Origin of the sequence: Pelistega indica (genome assembly GCF_000506865.1) — a bacterium.
Taxonomy (GTDB): Bacteria; Pseudomonadota; Gammaproteobacteria; order Burkholderiales; family Burkholderiaceae_B; genus Taylorella; species Taylorella indica.
This window is the reverse complement of sequence record NZ_AYSV01000079.1, coordinates 19,554-39,472: the sequence shown is the minus strand read 5'-3', so window position 1 is coordinate 39,472 and position 19,919 is coordinate 19,554. Positions and strand designations below refer to the sequence as shown.

Sequence of the window (19,919 nt, the reverse complement as noted above, 5' to 3'; positions counted from 1 at the left end):
CATTGACGGTTAATATTCTTTGGGGCGTATTCAACGGCTAGTGATTTTGTCATGGCGACGATACCCAATTTCGTGATAGGGTATATTGCATCTCCTACTCGTGCGATATTCCCTGCTACTGAGCTCATAGAGATAACTCGCCCACCAGATGGCATTTGTTGAATCATTTTCTGTGATAAATACATAGGTGCAAGTAAATTCGCATCTAGTAATGATTGCATATCAGCAAACTCTGTTTGTTGCCAATCTTTCCTTAATCGCAAGCCTAAATTATTAATAAGTACATCACAGCGTCTATTATGTCGCCTGAAAAAATCCATTAATTCATCAATTGCTTGTTGAGTAGACATGTCGCCACAATAAGCATTTAAGAAGACACCTTGTGCTTGTGCCTGTTTCACTGCATAGTTAAGTGCCTCTTGATTGCGACCATTGATATATACAGTAGCACCACTAGACGCTAATGCTATTGCCATAGAAAAACCTAATCCTTTGACAGAGGCAGATATAAAGACTGTTTTCCCTGTAAGATTAAAATGTTTTAAAAAAGAAGTCGTTGATAAACTAGTAAACTCATTCATAAATGATAATATTTAGGCTAAAATTCAAAAAACATTAAGGTTGAGATTGAGATTATGGATCAGGACAAAAATAATTTTCAATATGCAAAAGAACTAAAAGCAATAGCCAAAGGTAATAAAAAATCATTTCAGACGCTATACAACCAAGAAGTATCTTGGATGCTGACTTTTGCTTTTAAAGTACTTCGCAATTATAAACTTGCTGAAGATGCTGTTGTTGAAACCTTTAAAATCATTTGGAATAATGCTCAATATTATGAGGAAAGCCTGAACCACCCTCGTGGATGGATTTATACAATTTTTAGATTTCACCTGCAAAACACTATTCGTAAAAACTATCAGACTATTAAAGAAAGTAAAAAAGAACCTGATAATCTCATGAGCGAAATTTGTACAAACTTATATGCAGGGGTTAATCAATTTGTAGAGCCTGGGTCTTTTTATCAAGTTTTTGAAGAATTACCTGAAGAGACTCAAAAGACACTAATTACTACCTATTTTAGTGGGCGTAGCTTAGCTGATACAGCGACATTATTATCAATGCCTTTAGGTCGCTTGAAAGAAAATATCCAAATGGGGTTACGCTATTTAACTCAAAAAAGATCAACCTTCCAAGATATCAAGCATGATCATACTGTCTTCATTGGTGAATTTGTCTTGGGTGGTCTTACTGAAGCAGAGCAAAACAAAGCGCATGCCCTGTTGAATGAAGATCCAATTGCTGAAAAATTAACTTTTGTATGGGAAGAAGAGTTTTTACACTTTTTAAATCAGTTAATTTTAGAAAAAGCACCAGATAATTTATGGGTGAGGATTAAGCAAGCTACTCTTCCAGAAAAAGATTCAAGTATTGATACCAATGAATTAGATGATGAATTAGCGCTAACCGAAAATGCAGATCAGTCTAATAAGTTTTTATTTAGGTTGAAAAAATTCTGGATTAGTCGCAATTTTTGGCGTTACATTTAGCTTTTGTCTATTGGGATTAGTTGCTGCCCTATTAGTGTTTCATCCATTTGAAAACCCTATTCGTTATACAGCGACATTAACATCTACCACACCTCCAAATCAAGCAGCCTTTTTGCTTAGAGGACAAAGCAAAGCACATATTATTCCTATCATTAAACAAGATTTAGGAGAAACATTACGTTTACAGCTATGGCAGCGTGATTCACAAGGGCTTACCAAAGCCATTGCTCCTATTGATGGCAATAAAGAAACGTTGTTACCAAGCGACGTTGAGTTAAATCAAGGGGATACATTATTAATCAGTGTAGAGCCTGCAAATATTCAAAAACCGGAGAGTATTACTGGACAAATTCTTTATGAAGGTTTTGTCGTAAAGTTTTAACTGTTTCAGTAGTTTTCACCGTATTTTATCATTTGATTGTTAGCTCGGAAAAATAACATTTTGACGCAAAAAATTAGTAAAATTAACAATATTTAACTTTACTTAGAACGACTCAGACATGGCTCTTGCTTTACTTGTACTATTTCCTTTTTTAGGGAGTATCCTCGCTGGATTACTCCCCCAAAACGCACGAAATAGAGAAGCTATTCTTTCTGCTTTAGTCGCTCTTGCCTGTTCAACCATTGTTATCAGTTATGCTCCTGATATTTTTGCAGGAAAAATAATTGAGCACCAGATAGAATGGCTCCCCTTTCTTGATTTAAACATTATTTTTCGCTTAGATGGTTTTGCCTGGCTATTCGCTTTATTAGTATCATTAATGGGTGTTTTGGTCGTTATATACGCCCGATATTATATGGATCCCGCTGATCCTGTGCCTCGTTTTTTTGCTTTCTTTTTGGCTTTTATGGGGGCAATGCTAGGTGTAGTACTATCAGGTAATGTTATCCAGTTAGTGATTTTTTGGGAATTAACCTCCCTCTCTTCTTTTATGCTAATTGCTTACTGGCATCATCGTCCTGAAGCACGGCGAGGAGCTAGGATTTCTCTAACTATTACTGTTGCTGGTGGGTTCTGTTTGCTAGCTGCCATGCTGTTAATAGGTCAAGTAGTAGGTTCCTATGAATTAAGCGATATTCTAGCTTCAGGTTATCTTCTTCAAGGTAGCCCAAACTACACTCTTATCGTTGTGCTATTTGCTATAGGCGCATTGACCAAGAGTGCTCAGTTTCCTTTTCATTTTTGGCTACCAAATGCAATGGCAGCCCCTACTCCTGTTTCCGCTTATTTACATTCAGCGACATTAGTCAAGGCCGGAGTTTTCTTGCTAGCACGTTTCTGGCCAGTGTTAGCCAATACAGAACAATGGTTTTGGTTAATCGCCATACCTGGCTTATGCTCTTTGACGCTGGGTGCATATATTGCAACCTTTCAAAAAGATATGAAAGGTATTCTAGCCTATTCGACTATTAGTCATTTAGGACTCATCACGCTGCTATTAGGACTTAATAGCCATCTTGCCTTAGTAGCAGCCATCTTTCATATGATTAATCATGCAACGTTTAAAGCCTCTTTATTTATGGCGACAGGTATTGTTGATCATGAAACAGGAACACGAGATTTAGAAAAACTGTCAGGATTAAGACATGTAATGCCACTAACTACAACGTTAGCAACGGTAGCCGCCGCTGCAATGGCTGGCGTACCATTGTTAAATGGTTTTATTTCAAAAGAAATGTTTTTTTCGCAAACACTAGTAGTTAATGATGTTAAAAGTTATTTTTTACCTGTGATCGCAGTAGTAGCGAGTATTTTTAGTGTTGCCTATTCTCTACGTTTTATTACTAGAGTATTTTTTGGCTCTCTGAGCACAGAATTACCACGACAACCACATGAACCACCCAAATGGATGCTATTTCCTAGTGCTGTCTTAGTCTGCCTATGCATTTTAATTGGTATTTTGCCACATTATATTGTTGGACCAATCCTAGATATCGCTGCACATTCTATCCTAGCCGATCAGACACCTGAGATTGATTTGGCAATCTTTCATGGAATCAACTTACCCTTGTTAATGAGTATTATCGCTTTGATGGGGGGAATAGCTGTCTATTTTACGCTACGCCCCTATCTACAGATTCTCCCAGGAAGAACTCTTGGCCTGCATAAAATTGATGGTCGAACGATATTTGATAGTATTATGAATCAGCTTGATAATATGGCTGATACCGTGTTCAGTTATATTCACTCTAATCGTATTCAGACACAAATATTTTGGGTGGTGGCAATAACGTTATTCGTTACTGTTTTTTCTATTTGGCACTACGATTACTGGTTCCGGCTACCTCGTACTAAATTTAGCATAGCTTTTGCTTTACTTTGGGCTGTAGGTGCGCTATGTGCCTTAGGTGCTGCTTATCAAGCTAAATTCAATAGATTTAGAGCGGTTATTTTCACTGGAGGTGCTGGTATTGTCACTACCCTAACCTTTGCCTGGTTATCAGCGCCAGACCTAGCACTAACTCAACTCGTCATAGAGACTGTAACAGTTGTATTGCTATTACTCGGATTACGCTGGTTACCTAGGCAAAATCAAAAGAATATTCTCCTAGAAGATGAACTCGTCATTCGCTTACGCCATTCTCGTGATGCTATCATGGCTGTGTCAGTAGGACTGGGAATTGCCCTGTTAAGCTATGTAATGATTACCAGAAATACTATTCCCACAATTGGTAAATTTTTTAATGAGAATGCCTTGCCACAGGGAGGAGGCACAAATGTAGTCAATGTAATCATTGTAGACTTCAGGGCCTTTGATACCTATGGTGAAATTACTGTACTAGGGATAGTCGCTTTAACTGTTTATGCCCTACTACGCCGTTTCCGTCCTCCTGAAGAAAGCTTATATGCTCTTGAAAAAAGATTAACTATTACAACCAATGATTTAACTAAAATCAAGGAAAATGAAGCACTCCCTCGAGGGACATTTTTAGTTCCTAATGTATTGGCTCGTTTCCTTATCCCTGTTATTAATTTAATCGCTATTTTCTTTTTCCTTAGAGGACATAACTTACCAGGTGGTGGATTTGTTGCAGGAGTCATTTTTACGATAGGAATTATTATCCAATACATGATTAGTGGCATTCATTGGGTAGAAATGCACTCGAGAATTCGACCCCAAATTTGGTTATCTGCTGGTTTATTATTATCTCTATTGGCAGGGTTATTACCAGTCTTCATGCATAAACCATTTTTAACGGCATTAACTCTTGATTTGCATCTACCTTACTGGGAGACATACACTTATCTAGCGTCATGTTATTTGATTTAGGGGTATTTGCTTTGGTTGTTGGGGCTTCTACTTATATGCTAGTGGCGCTTGCCCACCAATCTTTACGCTCTCAACAACGCCAACAAGGAAGACAGTAATGGAAATTATTTATGCATTAGCGATTGGACTACTTGCTGGCTCAGGCGTATGGTTAATTTTACGGCCTAGAACCTTTCAGACTATTATCGGTATCTCCCTGCTCTCTTATGCGATTAACTTATTTATATTTGGAACAGGACGTTTGTTTGTAGGGGCTCCAGCTATCATTAATAAAACGGCACCTGTAGATACGCTTCTATATGCTGATCCTGTTCCACAAGCGCTTGTATTAACAGCGATTGTGATTGGCTTTGCTATGACAGCATTGATTTTAGTCGTCATTATGGCTAAACGAGGTTTATCCGGTTCAGACCATGTGGATGATGAGGGAGATACTGAGTGACGATAATTGACCATTTCCCTCTCTTAAGTATTGCTATACCCATGTCTGCTGGGGCATTAATTGTCTTTTTAAAAGAAAAAAGACGAAAAATCAATAAATTAATAGCATTATTCTCTTCTGTTGCTCAGTTAATCATAGGCATCACATTAATGCTAGCTGTATCCGGAAGCCTTTCCTCGGTACATTGGGTAAATAATATTGCTGTTTATCATTTGGGAAATTGGGCTGCGCCTTTTGGCATTGTACTCGTAGTAGATAGGTTAGCTGCCTTAATGCTAACTTTATCCGCCGGCTTAGGACTTATGTGCTTGATCTATTCGACTTCCTTATGGGATAGAGCCGGTGTACATTTTCACTCTTTATTTCAGTTTATTCTGATGGGAGTAAATGGTGCGTTTGTTACAGGGGATTTATTTAATTTATTCGTCTTTTTTGATGATATTTTTAGCAGCTTCCTATGGTCTGCTGTTGCATGGGTCAGGACAAAATAGAGTAAGCTCAGGATTTCACTATATTATTGTGAATTTAATGGGTGGTTTTTTAATGCTCATTGGTATTTCCATGATTTACTCGATTACAGGCACGTTAAATCTAGCTGATTTAGGCATGAAGGCCGGTAATTTAAGCCTTGATGAACGTATCCTATTTGAAACAGCTTGCGCTTTTTTGGCTACGGCATTTCTAATTAAAGCGGCTGCTTGGCCCCTTAGTTTCTGGCTAATCAATGCTTACTCTTCTGCGGTAGCACCTGTTGCAGCAATTTTCTCCATCATGACCAAAGTAGGTATTTATGCTTTATTAAGAGTAGGCTCTATTCTTTTACCAAGTGGTGCCCCAGCAGGCTTTGGGGGGGAATGGATGTACTACATCGGCTTATTTACTCTTGGTTATGGCGCTATTGGTCTCTTAGCAGAAAAAAATCTCAGCCGTATGATTTCTTTCTGTATAGTCATTTCTTCTGGCACCTTATTAACCGCTTTAGGAATGCCTGGAGTGGCATTAACAGGCCCTTCTCTTTATTATTTAGTAAGTTCAGTTCTAGCCTTAGGCGTTGCTTTCTTATTGGTTGAAATTATCCGGCGTACTGAGGCGGTACCACGCAGTGTTTTATCCGTCTCTTTAGAGGCGTTTGGTCTAGACCAAGACAAAACATCCGATTATTCTGGTGAGGTAGTTGGCGTAGCTATTCCCTCTTCAATGGCATTCTTAGGATTAGCTTTTTTTACATGTATTTTAATTATTGCTGGGTTACCTCCATTCTCCGGCTTTTTAGCAAAATTCGCCTTATTATCACAAGCTGTTAGATTGACTTACACGGAAATGGGAGAGACGTCATATAACGCCTGGTTATTAGTAATTTCTATGCTATTTTCTGGTATGGTAACTGTTATTGTCCTTGGACGTACAGGTATCCGACTTTTTTGGGGTTCTGGCACTTTAAACCCTCCAAAATTAAGTCTTCGAGAAGCCTTACCAATTGCTTTATTATTAATGGCTTGTTTATATATTACGATCTGGGTGAGTGATGTGATGTCATACATGAATGCCACTGCACATTCATTGGATGATCCTTATGAATATATGCAAGCAGTATCTAGTAATACTCTTCCCACAGCTAGCTCAGGAGGAGATTAATGATGTTTAATCTATTCTTTTGGGTACCGATGAGTATTTTTTTGACAGTATTGTGGCTATTACTGAATAACACAATAGATGTCGCACAAGCTTTATTAGGTTTTTTAATCAGTTTTACGCTGGTTATTCTTTCCTTAAAATTACGTCCCGATTTAGCCTACCCTCGGAAATTATGGTTAATAATTAAACTCATCTTACGTGTAGTAAGCGATATTTTTAAATCAAACCTAGATGTTGGACGACTAATCTTGCAATGGAAACGTAATGATTTTACTTCCGGCTATGTCTATATCCCCTTGGAAATCCGAGATCCTCATGCATTAGCCGTTTTAGCGTGTATAGTGACTTATACGCCTGGTACTGTATGGTCTGGCTTAACCGAAAATGATTATATTCTACGTTTGCATGTATTAGATTTAGATGATGAATCAGAATGGTTTAACATCATTAAATATCGATATGAAAAGCTTCTCTTGGAAATATTTGAATGAATATTAATTTAATAACGTATGCTGCACATTTTGCTATTTTATGCTTTGCATTAGGGACTGTGATTTGTACTATTCGTTTGTTTAAAGGGCGTAGCCGCAAGATCGTGCTTGGGGGTTAGATGCTATGTATGTGAATGCTATGTTATTAATTATCACCCTGGGTATACTGTTTAGATCTTCATGGTATTATGATATTGCTTTGCTAATTGCGCTATTTGGCTTTGCTGGAACAGCGGCTTTAGCAAAATTTCTACTAAGAGGTGAGGTAATTGAACCATGATGACGATGATTCCTTTTCTTCCCAGCTTATTTATTGCTATCTTGCTAGTTTTGGGTGGTATAGTCACTTTAATTGGTACCTTAGGTCTATTACGTTTTCCTGATTTTACTGGACGTATTCATGCAACAACCATGGGAAATACCTTAGGAACAATCTTCGTATTGCTTGCCTCAGCCATCATGACCTACTATGTCGGTGACAGAGTTATGTTTCACGAAATTGTCATAGTAATCTTCTTATTCATTACCTCACCTATTTCTGCTATGCTCCTAATGCGTTCATATACTTTACGAGAAGAAAGAATAGGTAATAACAATAATTAAACTGCAATCTTTTATAACCTCATGGACAAACAAACTTCTTCTTATCCTTTCTCAGTAGGTGTGATTGCACTTATTTTTTCGATGCTCTCTTTATGTATCGGAACCTCTTTTGCTAAAGGTCTTTTTCCTGTGCTAGGTGCACAGGGTACATCAAGTTATCGATTACTTTTTTCTGCGCTATTGCTTTGGTGTATATGGCGTCCTTGGCGTTTTTCTCTCAATATTGGCCAAGTTAAATTGCTACTATTTTATGGTGTTTCATTAGGTTTGATGAACTTATTGTTTTACATGGCATTACGCACCATTCCTTTAGGCGTAGCTATTGCTATTGAGTTCTGTGGACCATTAGGCTTGGCGCTATATTCTTCTAGACAAAAAATTGATATTCTTTGGATTGGTTTAGTCATTATTGGTTTATCCTTCTTAATCCCCTTTGAAAATACCACTGCATCTTTAGATCCTACTGGTTATTTTTTATGCTGTATGCTGTGTGCTTTTTTTTGGGCATCTTATATCATAGTGGGACAAAAAATAAAAACGATCCATCCTGGTCAAGCTAGTACAGTGGGTATTACCATTGCTGCTTGTGTAACATTACCCTTTTCATTATCCCATCTTGGGATAGAATTTTGGCAGCCACAACTATTCGGCCTTGGCCTATTAGTAGGTATTTTATCTAGTGCTCTCCCCTACTCATTAGAGATGATCTCACTTCGTTCCTTAGATCGTAAAACATTTGGGGTCTTATTAAGTCTAGAACCTGCTTTTGGTGCAATTACAGCAAGTATTATTTTGCAAGAGTTTCTCAGCCTATCTCAAATCCTTGCCATTATTTGTATTGTCTCTGCCTCCATCGGCTGTATATTAACAGCTAACCGTAAATTATCATCTTAACTAAGGGAAATATGATGGATACTGATTTCTACTCCTTTAATGCCCAAACAATTGATAATCAATCGTTTAATTTTGAACAATTAAAAGGCAAAGTAGTATTGATTGTGAATACGGCTTCCCAATGTGGTTTTACCCCACAGTATAAAGAACTAGAGAAGCTATACCAAACATTCCGTAATCAAAACTTCATGATTTTAGCCTTTCCTTGTAATCAATTTGGACATCAAGAGCCAGGAGATGCCGTTGAAATAAAGCATTTTTGTGAGTTAAATTATGGAGTTACTTTTACTTTAATGGCAAAGGTTGATGTAAATGGTGATAATGCTCATCCTTTGTTTACCTGGTTAAAAAAACAAAAGTCAGGGATTATGGGAGAACATATAAAGTGGAATTTTACTAAATTTCTGGTTAATAAAAATGGTTTAGTCATCGGTCGTTATGCACCACTGACTAAACCAAGCAACTTAAGTAAAGATATTCAACAAGCTATTTTGAATGAGTGAGTGTCATTGTATACACTTTATTTTTGTATCGATACTCCGTAAGCATTGTTAAGCCTTCACTTGGACAATACCATTCAGTAACCCCTAAATCTCTTTCTTTGGGGGCTTTTTTACGCTGTGTTACCGTATCAAATAAAGCCCCCTCAGAGACTTTTGCGGCATAGTTAATAGGCATACAACTTTTGTCACCTTGACTAGTTTGTATCATTCGTGATGCACCTACTTTAGCACTAGCACTTCTAAATGAGGCATTATCAATTGTAGCTTCGCCAATTTTCCCACTATTCTTAGATAAATACATTTCTGCCTGTGCATCACCTTGGTAATGTCGAGATGGAATAGTTTGGCCTGTTTCTACTTGTTGAGCTGGCTTAAAAAACAAACCACTTAAATTAATTGCTACAGAAGATTTAAAAAAAAGGCATACTCGCTGTTGGTGAGTCCAAATTACCATTTAATTTAGCCTCTTTATCATTAACAGACAATGTTAAAAGCCCATGTGTATTAGGTGCCATCACCTGATTAGGAAGATTAAGTCTTAAATTTAGTTTGGCTGTACACTGTGTAGGTGATTTATAATCTACACTCATCACATTAATCTGAAAATCAGCCATATTTTCACTTACTCGGCCATTTAGCACTTGCCCAGATTTAAGCCAAGGACTATCACAAAAAGCGCTGTCAGCTGTTGAGGCAAATGCTGGCTGTAGTAACGCTCCTAACGATAATACCAAGATGGTTTTACGATTAAATAGCATTATTTCCCCTCTAATACTTTCAAGATACTTGTTTTTTGCTGATCCCTAGCCAAATCTATCGCACTCTTATGTACTTGATTTATGGCTTTAGGGTCAGCACCAGCAGCTAATAGTACTTTTACTGTATCCAATTTGCCAGATGAAACAGCCATCATAATTGGTGATGTGCCGTCAGCAGAAGGTGCATTAGGGAAAGCTCCTTGAGAAAGCAAAAACTCCACCATTTTTGTTTTTCCATTCGCCGCAGCATAGTGTAGAGGTGCCCAACCTAAGCGATTAACTTTCGCTCCTCGTTGAATTAATGCTTTTGCAAAATCAATATCACCAATAATGGCAGCATACATCAGTGGTGTTTCATCAAATTTATTCGCTAAATTGACGTCAGTTTTTGGATTTTTAGCTAATAACATATAGGCATCTTTAGAGTCCTCTCTAACCGCATAAATAATCGCAGGATGCCCTTCTTTATTTAATTCATTAGGATCTTGACCATTTGCAAGCTCTTTCTCAATCGTATCATAACGGTTATTTTTAACGTCATTCCACCAATCAGCCCAGACAGTCTGTGATGTCAGTGTTAAAGCCATTGCCATTAATCCAGTTTTAAATAAGTGCTTTTTCATAAAAATTCCAATCCAATAAGTAAGTTCTAAGTGTAGGCAATTATTTAAATAAATACACTATTTTTATTGCAAATTATGTTAACTTTCGTAAAGATTACATTTCATTGTGCTACGGAAACTTTGCTAAATAAGCGATAAAAGTTTTCGGTTGTCTGCGTAGCAACTTCTTTTACCGTTACACCTCGTAACTCAGCAATTTTTTCAGCCACATGAATAACCTTAGAGGGATCATTTAGTTTACCTCTATAAGGGACTGGTGCTAAATAAGGTGAATCAGTTTCTATTAGTAATCGGTCTAGAGGTACATATTGTGCTACTTCATGGACTTGCTGAGCATTTTTGAACGTTACAATGCCTGATAAGGAAATATAAAATCCTAAATCCAATGCTTTTTGAGCAATCTCTTTGGTTTCAGTAAAACAATGCATAACACCACTGCATATCTCCGCACTCTCTTCACGCATAAGACGGATAGTATCTTCACTAGCATTTCTGGTATGAATGATTAAGGGTAGCTGTGCTTGTATTGCTGCTTGTATATGTGTTCTAAAGCGATTTCTTTGCCAATCAAGTGGCTCTGATAAACGATAATAATCCAAACCAGTCTCACCAATAGCGACCACTTTGGGATGTTGAGCAAATTTAAGCAATTGCTCTACTGTTAGCTCAGGCGTATCCTCGTAGTCAGGATGTACGCCAACTGACGCTGATAAGACTGGATACTGTTCAACCATTGTTAATAACTGTGTCCAATCGGGTAAATTTACGCTAACACATAGTGCATGATTGACCTGATTATTTTTCATATCAAGTAAAATCTGCACTATATTTTCTCTAAGTTCTGGAAAGTCCAAATGGCAATGTGAGTCGATATACATAACAAAATCTTATTTAATACACGCTAAACTAATTTTTTGTAAAGTTGATTGGATAAATAACTTTGCATTCAAAGGATGTTTTGCAATTCGTTGTTGGCTCGCTAAATAAGGATAGAGCGCCACAAGTGCATCACCTTTGCTAATATTGTTAGCTAGTTGAGTAAGTTCTGGGGTTAATGACTGATAAAAACGTGGTGACAATCCACTTTTTACTAGACTTAAATCACTAACAAAACATTGTAAAGCTCTAATCCATTCTGAAGCAGGAATTTTTTCTAACCTTGTGACAAAAGTATCCATATTAGGAATTTGTTTTTGTACAAGATGATGGGTAAATTCTTTTAGCCAATAAGTTAATGGCTCAACTTCAGAGGTACTCTGTTTAAGTGCACTTAATGGTGCCCCAGAATTAGCTGCCAACCATATTTCTGCGTCTTTAATCCCCTGTTCCTTTAACCACTGGAGTGATACGGATGTCTCTGGAATAGGTAACGCTAAACGTCGGCAACGTGACAGAATAGTCGGTAATACTTTTTGAGTCGCGTGAGAGAATAATAAAAAAAATAGTTCCTTTGGCAGGCTCTTCTAATACTTTTAAAATAGCATTTGCGGATACAGTATTAAGACTTTCAGCTGGTCCTAGGACAATTACCCTATAGCCCCCTCTAGATGTACTCAAGGTCATGAACTCCTCATTTTGTCTAATTTGCTCAACCTTAATTTCAGTGGATAATTTATTCTCTCCTGTAGCAACTATCTCATCCTCATTAAGTAGACCAAGCTCTTGCTTCAAGGCATCAGGGATAATCAAACGATAGTCTAGGTGATTGCCTAAATCCATCCAATGACATGATTGACAATGACCACAAGCTAGTCCATGCTGAGGTTTTTCACATAGCAATGATTTGGCAGCAGCTATACAAAAAGCTAATTTACCAATACCCTCTTGTCCATGAATCAGCCATGCATGAGAAAATCTCTCCTTAGAGGATAACCATTCTTGTGCAATTTGTTTTTGCCATGGATAAAATTCATTCATCGCCATCTTAAGCTAACCGTTCTTCTAAAATAGAGGTCAGAAATAATTTAATTTTTTCGATAGATTGAGTCGAGTCCACAACCACAAAGCGCTGCGGATATTGTTCGGCTAAGCGCAAATACATTTGCCTAACATTCGTAAAAAATAATTCAGATTCTTTCTCAAAGCGATCTAATACACGAGTATTGCTCATACGTTGTTTAGCCACTTCCAATGGTACATCAAATAAAAGTGTCAGATTGGGTTGAGTATCACCGTGAACCCATTCAGCCAATTGTTGAATTCTCTCTATAGGGTAATGCCTACCTCCACCTTGATAGGCTAATGTAGAATCCGTAAAACGGTCACTGATAATCACTTTACCCTCATTTAGTGCGGGTTTGATGACTTGATTAACACTTTCTTCGCGTGCCGCAAACATTAACAATACTTCAGATGTCTGAGTCATCTGTTGAGATAATAATAACTCCCGTAATTTTTCACCTAGCACAGTACCACCAGGCTCGCGGGTTAACACTACCTTATAATTTTTTTGCTTAAAAAAATCAACCAACCATTCTGTGTGCGAGCTTTTACCTGCACCATCCACACCTTCTAACGTTAGGAAAAATCCTGTCATTTTTGTCCTTGTTTGAGAATAAATTTTTGTACATTTTGGTTATGTTGAGGCAAGTTTTCGGCAAACTCACTCGTACCATCTCCCCTTGATACAAAGTAAAAATAATGATGGTTTTCAGGGTGTAACACAGCCTTTAAGGCTAAATCTCCTGAACTCGCAATGGGTGTCGGGGGAAGCCCTTTTCGAGTATAAGTATTCCATGGTGTATCGGTTTGCAAATCCACTTTTCTAATCTTATTCTGATATTTATCACCCATTCCATAAATCACTGTTGGGTCTGTCTGTAATAACATATTTGCTTTTAACCGATTAATAAAAACACCTGCTATGCGCTTTCTATCTTCGCCATGACCTGTTTCTTTTTCAACAATAGAAGCCAAAATTAATGCTTCATAAGGTGTTTTAAAAGGTAAGTTTTCAGCACGATTATCCCAGTTTTTCTTTAGGTTGTTTTGTCCTTCTTGATAAGCCTGTTGGATAACCATAAAATCTGAGTCACCCGGTGTAAAAACATAAGTATTGGGAAATAATAAGCCTTCCATACTGGTCATTGAATCAGGCGCATTGAGCTTTTTCAATAGCTCTTGATCGGTAATATTGCTAAGTGTTTTTTCAATATCTGGATGCTGGGTAATAGCTTGTCGAATTTGTTTATACGTCCATCCCTCAACAAATAAAATTGTGCGCTTAGCAACCTCGCCATTTGCAATCATAGCTAGTACGTCAGGTGCCGTTTGTCCTTGTTTAATTTCATAAGTACCAGCCTTTAATTGGCTCACCTGTCCTGTATATCGAGCATAGTAAGTAAATAGTAGATTATTAACAGGAACATTATTTTTAATCAGAATATCAGCAATGTTCTTAATAGAAGACCCCTTAGGGATTTTCACCATAACACTCTCTTTAGTAAGCTTTAGAGGGGTTGTTTGCCATTCTTTGAGCTGGTAATAGCCAATACCAGCCATGACTGATATGATAAAAACAATAAAAATAATTAATTTTTTAATCATTAGTGCCCTTGATTTTAATTAACTTATTGTTGGACTTGAAATAACTATATAAAATTATTAAAAGCTTATTGTATCAGGCTTGATAGGGTTTTTAATGTGTTTCTTTAGAAAACTAGCGTACTATATAATAATAGGTATTAGGTAAATTATAAACAAAGGATAGTATTTAATGAAACAAGCACCATTGAGTCAATTTGCCATATTAAAAGTTGAGGGTGAGGACAGCCTAACGTTTTTACAAGGTCAACTTAGCCAAGATATGCAGCAAGTAAAAGCGGATAATGCCCTACTATCAAGCTATTCAAACCCTAAAGGTAGAGTTTTTGCTACTTTTTTATTGTTGGCAGGATACCTCTCAAGCACATACTTATTATGCATTAGTCCAAAGAGATATTGCTACTTTTTTACAAAAACGTTTAACCATGTTTGTTCTTAGGGCTAAGGTTAGTATTTCCATCCTAACATCTGCTATGTGGGCTGTATGGGGTGAAGATGTGGCGGCATTGACGACAACTTATCCATTTATTGAGTCATTAACTAATATACCTTTGACTCTATCAAACAATGAGAAACCACAATTTAAAGTCATTACACATAATCAAGTGACTGTTATTAAATTTCCGTCCGTTGATGCCACACAGCGTTTATTAATCATAAGTGAAAGCCCCTTATGGACAGTTCAAGAGGCTACTGGAGATGAGAACGAGTGGTATGCACAAGATATTTTGCTAGGTCTTCCATGGATTGGGGATAAAACCAAAGAGCTATTTGTCGCTCAAAGCATTAATTTAGATGCTATTGGTGCTATCAATTTCAAGAAAGGATGTTACCCCGGACAAGAAGTTATTGCTCGAAGCCACTATTTGGGCAATCTCAAAAAACGTAGCATTCCTGCTTATATTACTCTTCCGGTCACAAATGCGGATGAGTTATTAGGTTCAGACGTAATACAAGATGGAAATCCAATTGGACAAGTCGTGAATGCCACTACAGTTGAAGATAAAATTTACCTGCTAATCGAATTAACTATCAAAAACCTTGAAGATGATGCTGCTATTGAATTAGCACAATTATCTGGTAATACCCTGCACTTTCTTGATATCCCTTACTCTTTAGAAAAGCCAGAGTAAGAGTGGATTAAAAAATTTTGAGTGTAATTTAAAAAATAGATAATAAGTGATTTATAAGGCGCGTTGTGTGGAGGGGCGCAGCCTCCTAGCTCGGCAATGCCTTATAGGGTATCCCTCATGTAGCGATCCTTGCCACGGACAAGTCTCTCAGCGAACAGCCCTGCGTCTTTCTGTCGTCACACAACGCTTAAAGGTATTATATAGAAAAATTACTATCGGTACTAATAAGGAATAGACAAGCAATAATCCTACTGTTATCAAGTAGTGTACTAACTATAGATTCTCTCGATAGTACACTAATGAAAATACGCTATTTATTAAACTATTAAAGATTCGCTAAAGGATGTTCTTCACCTTCTGGCACAGGATCTTCAAAGAAATAATCAATAGCATCAGAAGATACATCAGCCACCGATTTGAATTTCCAATCAGGTTGTTTATCTTTATCAATTAATAAGGCACGAATACCTTCTTGGAATTCACCCAGTTGTGCGGCATGCATAGCCACGTTAAACTCAAGCCTAAATACATCCGCTAAAGAAGAATGCTTAGTTTTCTCTAGTAAATCCATGGCTAAAACAAATGATAGTGGAGACCCTTTTTGTAAGGTTTGAGCGGCACGAGACAGCCAAGGGTCTTCATGATTAGCAAGACTTACTAACATGCCATAAAGCTTTTCTAAATCATTTGTCTGGCATAGCTTATTAATGAAGGCGTAATTTGTTTCTAATGGACCTTTCTCTGTGCTGTATGAATGATTATGTAAAACTGCACTGATTAAATCATCATTCTGATGGCGTTTTGTCGTAGGAAACCATTCTGCTTGAGTGAGTTCTTGGATAATTTGCGCCCAACTCTCTCGCTTGATATTGAAATTAGCCATATGCGTAAATAAGGCATCATTAGCACCAATTTGTGCACCTGTAGCCGCTAAAAAGCGTCCTGTTAAGCCAGGAAGACGGTTCAGCATCCAACTCCCCCCCACATCAGGGAATAAGCCAATACTAATTTCTGGCATAGCCATACGAGTCGTCTCGGTAACAATACGATGACTTGCCCCCATCATTAAGCCCATGCCTCCACCCATGACTATGCCATCGCCATAACAGACGACTGGCTTAGAATAAACATGGATGTGATAATCTAATCGATACTCTTGTGAGAAAAAGTCTCTAGCTACTTGATTTTGCCATACACCACCCTCTTGGTTTTGTAGCATGGATTTATAGAGTGCATGTAAATCACCGCCAGCACAAAACGCTTTACCCCCTGCACCTTGTAGAATGATGGCAACAACAGAGCTGTCTTGTTCCCATTCCGTCATTTTCTCTTGAAGTAGTTGAGCCATTTCCACTGAGAAACCATTCAATACCTGAGGCTGATTTAACGTTGCTACCGCGATTTTGAAACCATTTGACGCATTGATGGTTTCAAATAATACTACTGAACTCATAATGTCTCCTCGTGTTTATTTTTAATACTTTTATGCATATTCATCGTAGTCAATTTTTTTTGCTCGATCAGGCTTTAAATGTTTTTTCTTTAAAATACCTGCTTTTCGGTGAATAGCCCTACGTTTTCTAGACTCTTTGGGATCAAACGTTAATTGACGACATAATTCGATTCTATCATTAGGTTTTAATTGTTGCTGTAAGCTAGCTTTTTGTCCAAAAATTCCTACACCTAAGGTTGTTAAGTCTAGGTTTGGAAAATCCGTCTTAAAGCTTGTCTGCTTAATTGCCTCTTCTACACAGCAAGTACTGGGAACAGTTAATATTTGATGCCAAATAGTCGTAGGACTCTCTGCATAAATAAGTTCTATCTGAATATCATCCATAAATAGCTTGTGCTCGTTGAGTAAAAGAATCTATAAAACTATTGGCAATGCGATTAAAGACAGGACCAATGAGCAATGCCAATGCTCGACTACTAAAATCGTAATCTAGCGAAAAAACTACCTTACAGGCGCTTTCATCCAAAGCAATAAACTCCCAACTTCCCACCAAAGCTGAAAAAGGACCATCAACTAATTGCAAGGTGATTTTATGAGGAAAATCGTGAGTATTTTTTGTTGTAAATGTCTGTGTTAGTTTTGCAAAACTGATAGTCACTGAGGCAATCATACCGTCAGCAGTTTGCTCTTTGATCGTAGCCCCTCCGCACCAAGGCATAAATTCGGGGTATTTATCGACGGCAGCGACTAATTCAAACATTTGAGCATCGCTATATGGAAGCAATACAGAGCGTTTAACCGTTTGCATAAAAAATAACCTTTTAATCTTCAACCTATATTAAAGGTGATTGTTCTTCATAATACGCTCTTTTTCGCGTTGCCAATCACGATCTTTGGCACTATCCCGCTTATCGTGTAACTTTTTACCTTTTCCTAGACCAAATTCCAATTTAATTTTGCCACTTTTATAGTGTAAATTAAGCGGTATTAAGGTATAACCTCGAATTTCCACTTTACCAATCAAACGATTAATTTCTTGTCGATGCATTAGTAACTTACGTGTACGAGTCGCTTGAGGGTGAATATGTGTAGAAGCTGTAGCAAGAGGACTGACATGCATATTCAATAGATATAATTCGTTATCACGAACAATAACATAGCTCTCACCTAATTGGACCTTGCCAGCACGAATTGATTTGACCTCCCAACCCTCTAAAGCAATTCCTGCTTCAAAACGATCTTCGATAAAATAATCATGACGTGCTTTTCTATTTTCTACAATACTCATCTTTAAAAATATTTTAATAGTTGTTGTTAGCTGATTATTATACTCATTTTAGCTAGCAGATAGCATAAATTAGGATTGTATTTGGAATGCGAAATCAGATTATTATTAATCCTTTATTTGAATGTTGACATACCACTTTCAACAGGGAATCTTTATATCAAAAGCATAATCTTATTGATAATCTGATTGTATTTTTAATACGATTTTTATAGCCACTTATGTGAGCTGTTTAATATCCTGAATAATTGGCTTAAAAAATGGATTGTCGCCACTCTCCAACCATTCAAATAGTACCATTTCCGTACTTAGTAAAGTGACACCTGCCTGACTAGCTCTTCTAAGTGCCATCTCTTTATCAATACTTTTACGTGAACCACAGGCATCTACAACTAAATAACACTGATAATGATTTTGCTCATGAATACCCAAAAGACTTTGCAATACACATACGTGAGTCTCACACCCAATAAATAATAGATGAGTACGTTTAGTGTGTTGGCTAATCTCCACTAATTTTTGAATAAAACCGTGCTCTTTAGCCGCACTAAATGTCTTTTTTTCTATTACCTCACCACGATAAGCATATAAATCGGATATGGTTTTACCTATTTTATCTGGATAATGTTCTGTCGTAATCACAGGAATTTTAAATAGGTCTGTCGCTTTGAGAATAGCTAGACTATTAGCCAATACCTGTTGGACATTCATCATTGAAGGCATCAGTTTTTCTTGGTGGTCAATCATCACCACAATGCAATCTTGTGCCCTCAATAACATATTAATCCCCTGTTATACCATCATTTTTGTGTTGTTTAATAACAGTCATCGCTGATGAAATCAATCCTGCCATATCAGATAAATTCGCTGGTAGGATCAATGTGTTTGACTCCTTCGCTACTTTAGAGAACGCATCAACATAGCGGTCAGCAACTTGTAAGTTAACTGCTTCTAAGCCACCTGGTTGGCCAATCGCCTGAGATACCTTTGTAATCGCTTCAGCTGTTGCATTAGCAATAGCTACTGTTGCAGCAGCCTCACCCTCAGCCTTATTAATTTGAGCCTGTTTTTCACCTTCAGAACGAGCAATCGCTGCCTCACGTTCCCCTGTAGCAATATTGATTTGCTCTTGTCTACGACCTTCAGAAGCCGCAATTAATGCCCGTTTTTCACGCTCTGCTGTAATTTGTGCCTGCATAGCACGTAAAATTTCAGCAGGGGGAGTTAAGTCTTTAATTTCATAGCGCAATACTTTTACGCCCCAATTTGCCGCTGCTTCATCTAAAGAAGAGACAACGCTACTATTAATAAATTCTCTTTCCTCAAACGTTCTATCCAATTCTAACTTACCAATGACAGAACGTAATGTCGTCTGTGCTAACTGTGTAATTGCATTAATATAATTAGAAGAGCCATAAGAGGCACGCATAGGATCGGTTACTTGGAAATAAAGTACACCATCAACCTGTAATTGCGTATTATCTCGAGTAATACACACTTGACTAGGCACATCTAGAGGAATTTCTTTCAGACTATGTTTATAAGTAATTTTTTCAATAAAAGGTATCACAAAGCGTGGTCCAGGTGTCAGTGTCCTATCATATTTTCCTAGACGCTCAACAACCCATGCATGTTGTTGAGGTACGATAGCCACTGCTCTAATAATGATAATAATTGCCAAAATTACTAGTACTAACCAGAAACCATCTAAACTACCAAATACATCTGCCATTC

Annotated in this window: 24 protein-coding genes and 2 pseudogenes; 11 read left to right on the top strand and 15 right to left on the bottom strand. The window is 37.4% G+C overall.

Annotated elements, in window-relative coordinates; translation table 11 throughout:
* Positions 1-476: SDR family NAD(P)-dependent oxidoreductase (locus tag V757_RS21335; RefSeq protein ID WP_245586989.1), on the bottom strand; the 476-nt coding region annotated here is incomplete at its 3' end.
* Positions 477-635: 159 nt separating this feature from the next.
* On the opposite strand from V757_RS21335, the gene V757_RS21330 reads away from it, so the two are divergent.
* The 10 genes and pseudogenes from V757_RS21330 (at position 636) to V757_RS21285 (ending at position 9,390) form a co-directional block, all read left to right on the top strand.
* Positions 636-1,550, top strand: coding sequence for a sigma factor (locus tag V757_RS21330; RefSeq protein WP_023950919.1), 915 nt, complete (start codon positions 636-638; stop codon positions 1,548-1,550).
* A gap of 10 nt (positions 1,551-1,560) precedes the next feature.
* On the top strand, positions 1,561-1,932 hold the full coding sequence (locus V757_RS21325) for a hypothetical protein (protein WP_023950917.1): 372 nt from the start codon (positions 1,561-1,563) through the stop codon (positions 1,930-1,932).
* Between the two features lie 118 nt (positions 1,933-2,050).
* Positions 2,051-4,920 (top strand): annotated as a pseudogene (locus V757_RS21320) (monovalent cation/H+ antiporter subunit A).
* Complete coding sequence (locus V757_RS21315; RefSeq protein ID WP_023950915.1) at positions 4,920-5,264, top strand: Na+/H+ antiporter subunit C; 345 nt, start codon at positions 4,920-4,922, stop codon at positions 5,262-5,264. Before V757_RS21320 ends, V757_RS21315 begins: the two are co-directional and overlap by 1 nt.
* 41 nt (positions 5,265-5,305) lie before the next feature.
* Positions 5,306-6,899: pseudogene (locus V757_RS21310) on the top strand (monovalent cation/H+ antiporter subunit D).
* On the top strand, positions 6,899-7,390 hold the full coding sequence (locus V757_RS21305; RefSeq protein WP_023950913.1) for a Na+/H+ antiporter subunit E: 492 nt from the start codon (positions 6,899-6,901) through the stop codon (positions 7,388-7,390). The pseudogene V757_RS21310 and the gene V757_RS21305 overlap by 1 nt, the downstream one beginning before the upstream one ends.
* 124 nt (positions 7,391-7,514) lie before the next feature.
* The gene (locus V757_RS29765; RefSeq protein ID WP_315970378.1) at positions 7,515-7,670 is read left to right on the top strand and encodes a monovalent cation/H+ antiporter complex subunit F; all 156 of its coding nucleotides are present in this window, start codon (positions 7,515-7,517) and stop codon (positions 7,668-7,670) included.
* Positions 7,667-7,993, top strand: coding sequence for a monovalent cation/H(+) antiporter subunit G (gene mnhG / locus V757_RS21295; RefSeq protein ID WP_023950911.1), 327 nt, complete (start codon positions 7,667-7,669; stop codon positions 7,991-7,993). The genes V757_RS29765 and mnhG overlap by 4 nt, the downstream gene beginning before the upstream one ends.
* Positions 7,994-8,014: 21 nt before the next feature.
* Positions 8,015-8,887, top strand: a complete 873-nt coding sequence (locus V757_RS21290) for an EamA family transporter (protein WP_023950909.1) — start codon at positions 8,015-8,017, stop codon at positions 8,885-8,887.
* A gap of 11 nt (positions 8,888-8,898) precedes the next feature.
* Complete coding sequence (locus tag V757_RS21285) at positions 8,899-9,390, top strand: glutathione peroxidase (RefSeq protein WP_218118013.1); 492 nt, start codon at positions 8,899-8,901, stop codon at positions 9,388-9,390.
* Here the strand turns inward: V757_RS21285 and V757_RS21280 are convergent.
* The 8 genes from V757_RS21280 to mltG form a co-directional block, all read right to left on the bottom strand.
* Positions 9,374-9,844: a hypothetical protein gene (locus tag V757_RS21280; protein WP_023950905.1), complete on the bottom strand. Its 471-nt coding sequence runs from the start codon at positions 9,842-9,844 to the stop codon at positions 9,374-9,376. The two genes, V757_RS21285 and V757_RS21280, sit on opposite strands and share 17 nt — an antisense overlap.
* Positions 9,801-10,148: a hypothetical protein gene (locus tag V757_RS21275; RefSeq protein WP_023950903.1), complete on the bottom strand. Its 348-nt coding sequence runs from the start codon at positions 10,146-10,148 to the stop codon at positions 9,801-9,803. Before V757_RS21275 ends, V757_RS21280 begins: the two co-directional genes overlap by 44 nt.
* Positions 10,148-10,771, bottom strand: coding sequence for an ankyrin repeat domain-containing protein (locus V757_RS21270; RefSeq protein WP_023950901.1), 624 nt, complete (start codon positions 10,769-10,771; stop codon positions 10,148-10,150). Before V757_RS21270 ends, V757_RS21275 begins: the two co-directional genes overlap by 1 nt.
* 101 nt (positions 10,772-10,872) lie before the next feature.
* Positions 10,873-11,649, bottom strand: coding sequence for a TatD family hydrolase (locus V757_RS21265; protein ID WP_023950899.1), 777 nt, complete (start codon positions 11,647-11,649; stop codon positions 10,873-10,875).
* Between the two features lie 9 nt (positions 11,650-11,658).
* Positions 11,659-12,069, bottom strand: coding sequence for a hypothetical protein (locus V757_RS29265; protein ID WP_052019315.1), 411 nt, complete (start codon positions 12,067-12,069; stop codon positions 11,659-11,661).
* 16 nt (positions 12,070-12,085) lie between these two features.
* A complete protein-coding gene (locus V757_RS29260) occupies positions 12,086-12,688 on the bottom strand; it encodes a hypothetical protein (RefSeq protein WP_245586988.1) in 603 nt (200 codons plus the stop codon).
* Positions 12,689-12,695: 7 nt separating this feature from the next.
* The gene (tmk, locus tag V757_RS21255) at positions 12,696-13,307 is read right to left on the bottom strand and encodes a dTMP kinase (protein ID WP_023950897.1); all 612 of its coding nucleotides are present in this window, start codon (positions 13,305-13,307) and stop codon (positions 12,696-12,698) included.
* Positions 13,304-14,317, bottom strand: a complete 1,014-nt coding sequence (gene mltG, locus V757_RS21250) for an endolytic transglycosylase MltG (RefSeq protein WP_023950895.1) — start codon at positions 14,315-14,317, stop codon at positions 13,304-13,306. Before mltG ends, tmk begins: the two co-directional genes overlap by 4 nt.
* A 281-nt stretch (positions 14,318-14,598) precedes the next feature.
* Between mltG and ygfZ the strand changes: the two genes are divergently transcribed.
* Positions 14,599-15,447, top strand: a complete 849-nt coding sequence (gene ygfZ / locus V757_RS21245; protein ID WP_023950894.1) for a CAF17-like 4Fe-4S cluster assembly/insertion protein YgfZ — start codon at positions 14,599-14,601, stop codon at positions 15,445-15,447.
* Positions 15,448-15,772: 325 nt separating this feature from the next.
* Here the strand turns inward: ygfZ and V757_RS21240 are convergent, their stop codons facing one another.
* From V757_RS21240 to V757_RS21215, 6 genes are all read right to left on the bottom strand, one after another.
* Entirely contained in the window at positions 15,773-16,900 is a 1,128-nt protein-coding gene (locus tag V757_RS21240) for an enoyl-CoA hydratase/isomerase family protein (protein WP_023950892.1), read from the bottom strand.
* Positions 16,901-16,930: 30 nt separating this feature from the next.
* The gene (locus V757_RS21235) at positions 16,931-17,284 is read right to left on the bottom strand and encodes an RnfH family protein (RefSeq protein ID WP_023950890.1); all 354 of its coding nucleotides are present in this window, start codon (positions 17,282-17,284) and stop codon (positions 16,931-16,933) included.
* The gene (locus V757_RS21230) at positions 17,277-17,708 is read right to left on the bottom strand and encodes a type II toxin-antitoxin system RatA family toxin (protein ID WP_023950888.1); all 432 of its coding nucleotides are present in this window, start codon (positions 17,706-17,708) and stop codon (positions 17,277-17,279) included. Before V757_RS21230 ends, V757_RS21235 begins: the two co-directional genes overlap by 8 nt.
* Before the next feature lie 30 nt (positions 17,709-17,738).
* On the bottom strand, positions 17,739-18,188 hold the full coding sequence (gene smpB, locus V757_RS21225; RefSeq protein ID WP_023950886.1) for an SsrA-binding protein SmpB: 450 nt from the start codon (positions 18,186-18,188) through the stop codon (positions 17,739-17,741).
* Positions 18,189-18,404: 216 nt separating this feature from the next.
* Positions 18,405-18,965 carry an isochorismatase family protein gene (locus V757_RS21220; protein ID WP_023950884.1) on the bottom strand — a complete coding sequence of 187 codons (561 nt, stop codon included), beginning with the start codon at positions 18,963-18,965 and terminating at the stop codon, positions 18,405-18,407.
* Between the two features lies 1 nt (position 18,966).
* Positions 18,967-19,917 (bottom strand): SPFH domain-containing protein, encoded by a 951-nt coding sequence (locus V757_RS21215; RefSeq protein ID WP_023950882.1) that lies wholly within the window; start codon positions 19,915-19,917, stop codon positions 18,967-18,969.
* Between the last annotated feature and the right edge of the window lie 2 nt (positions 19,918-19,919).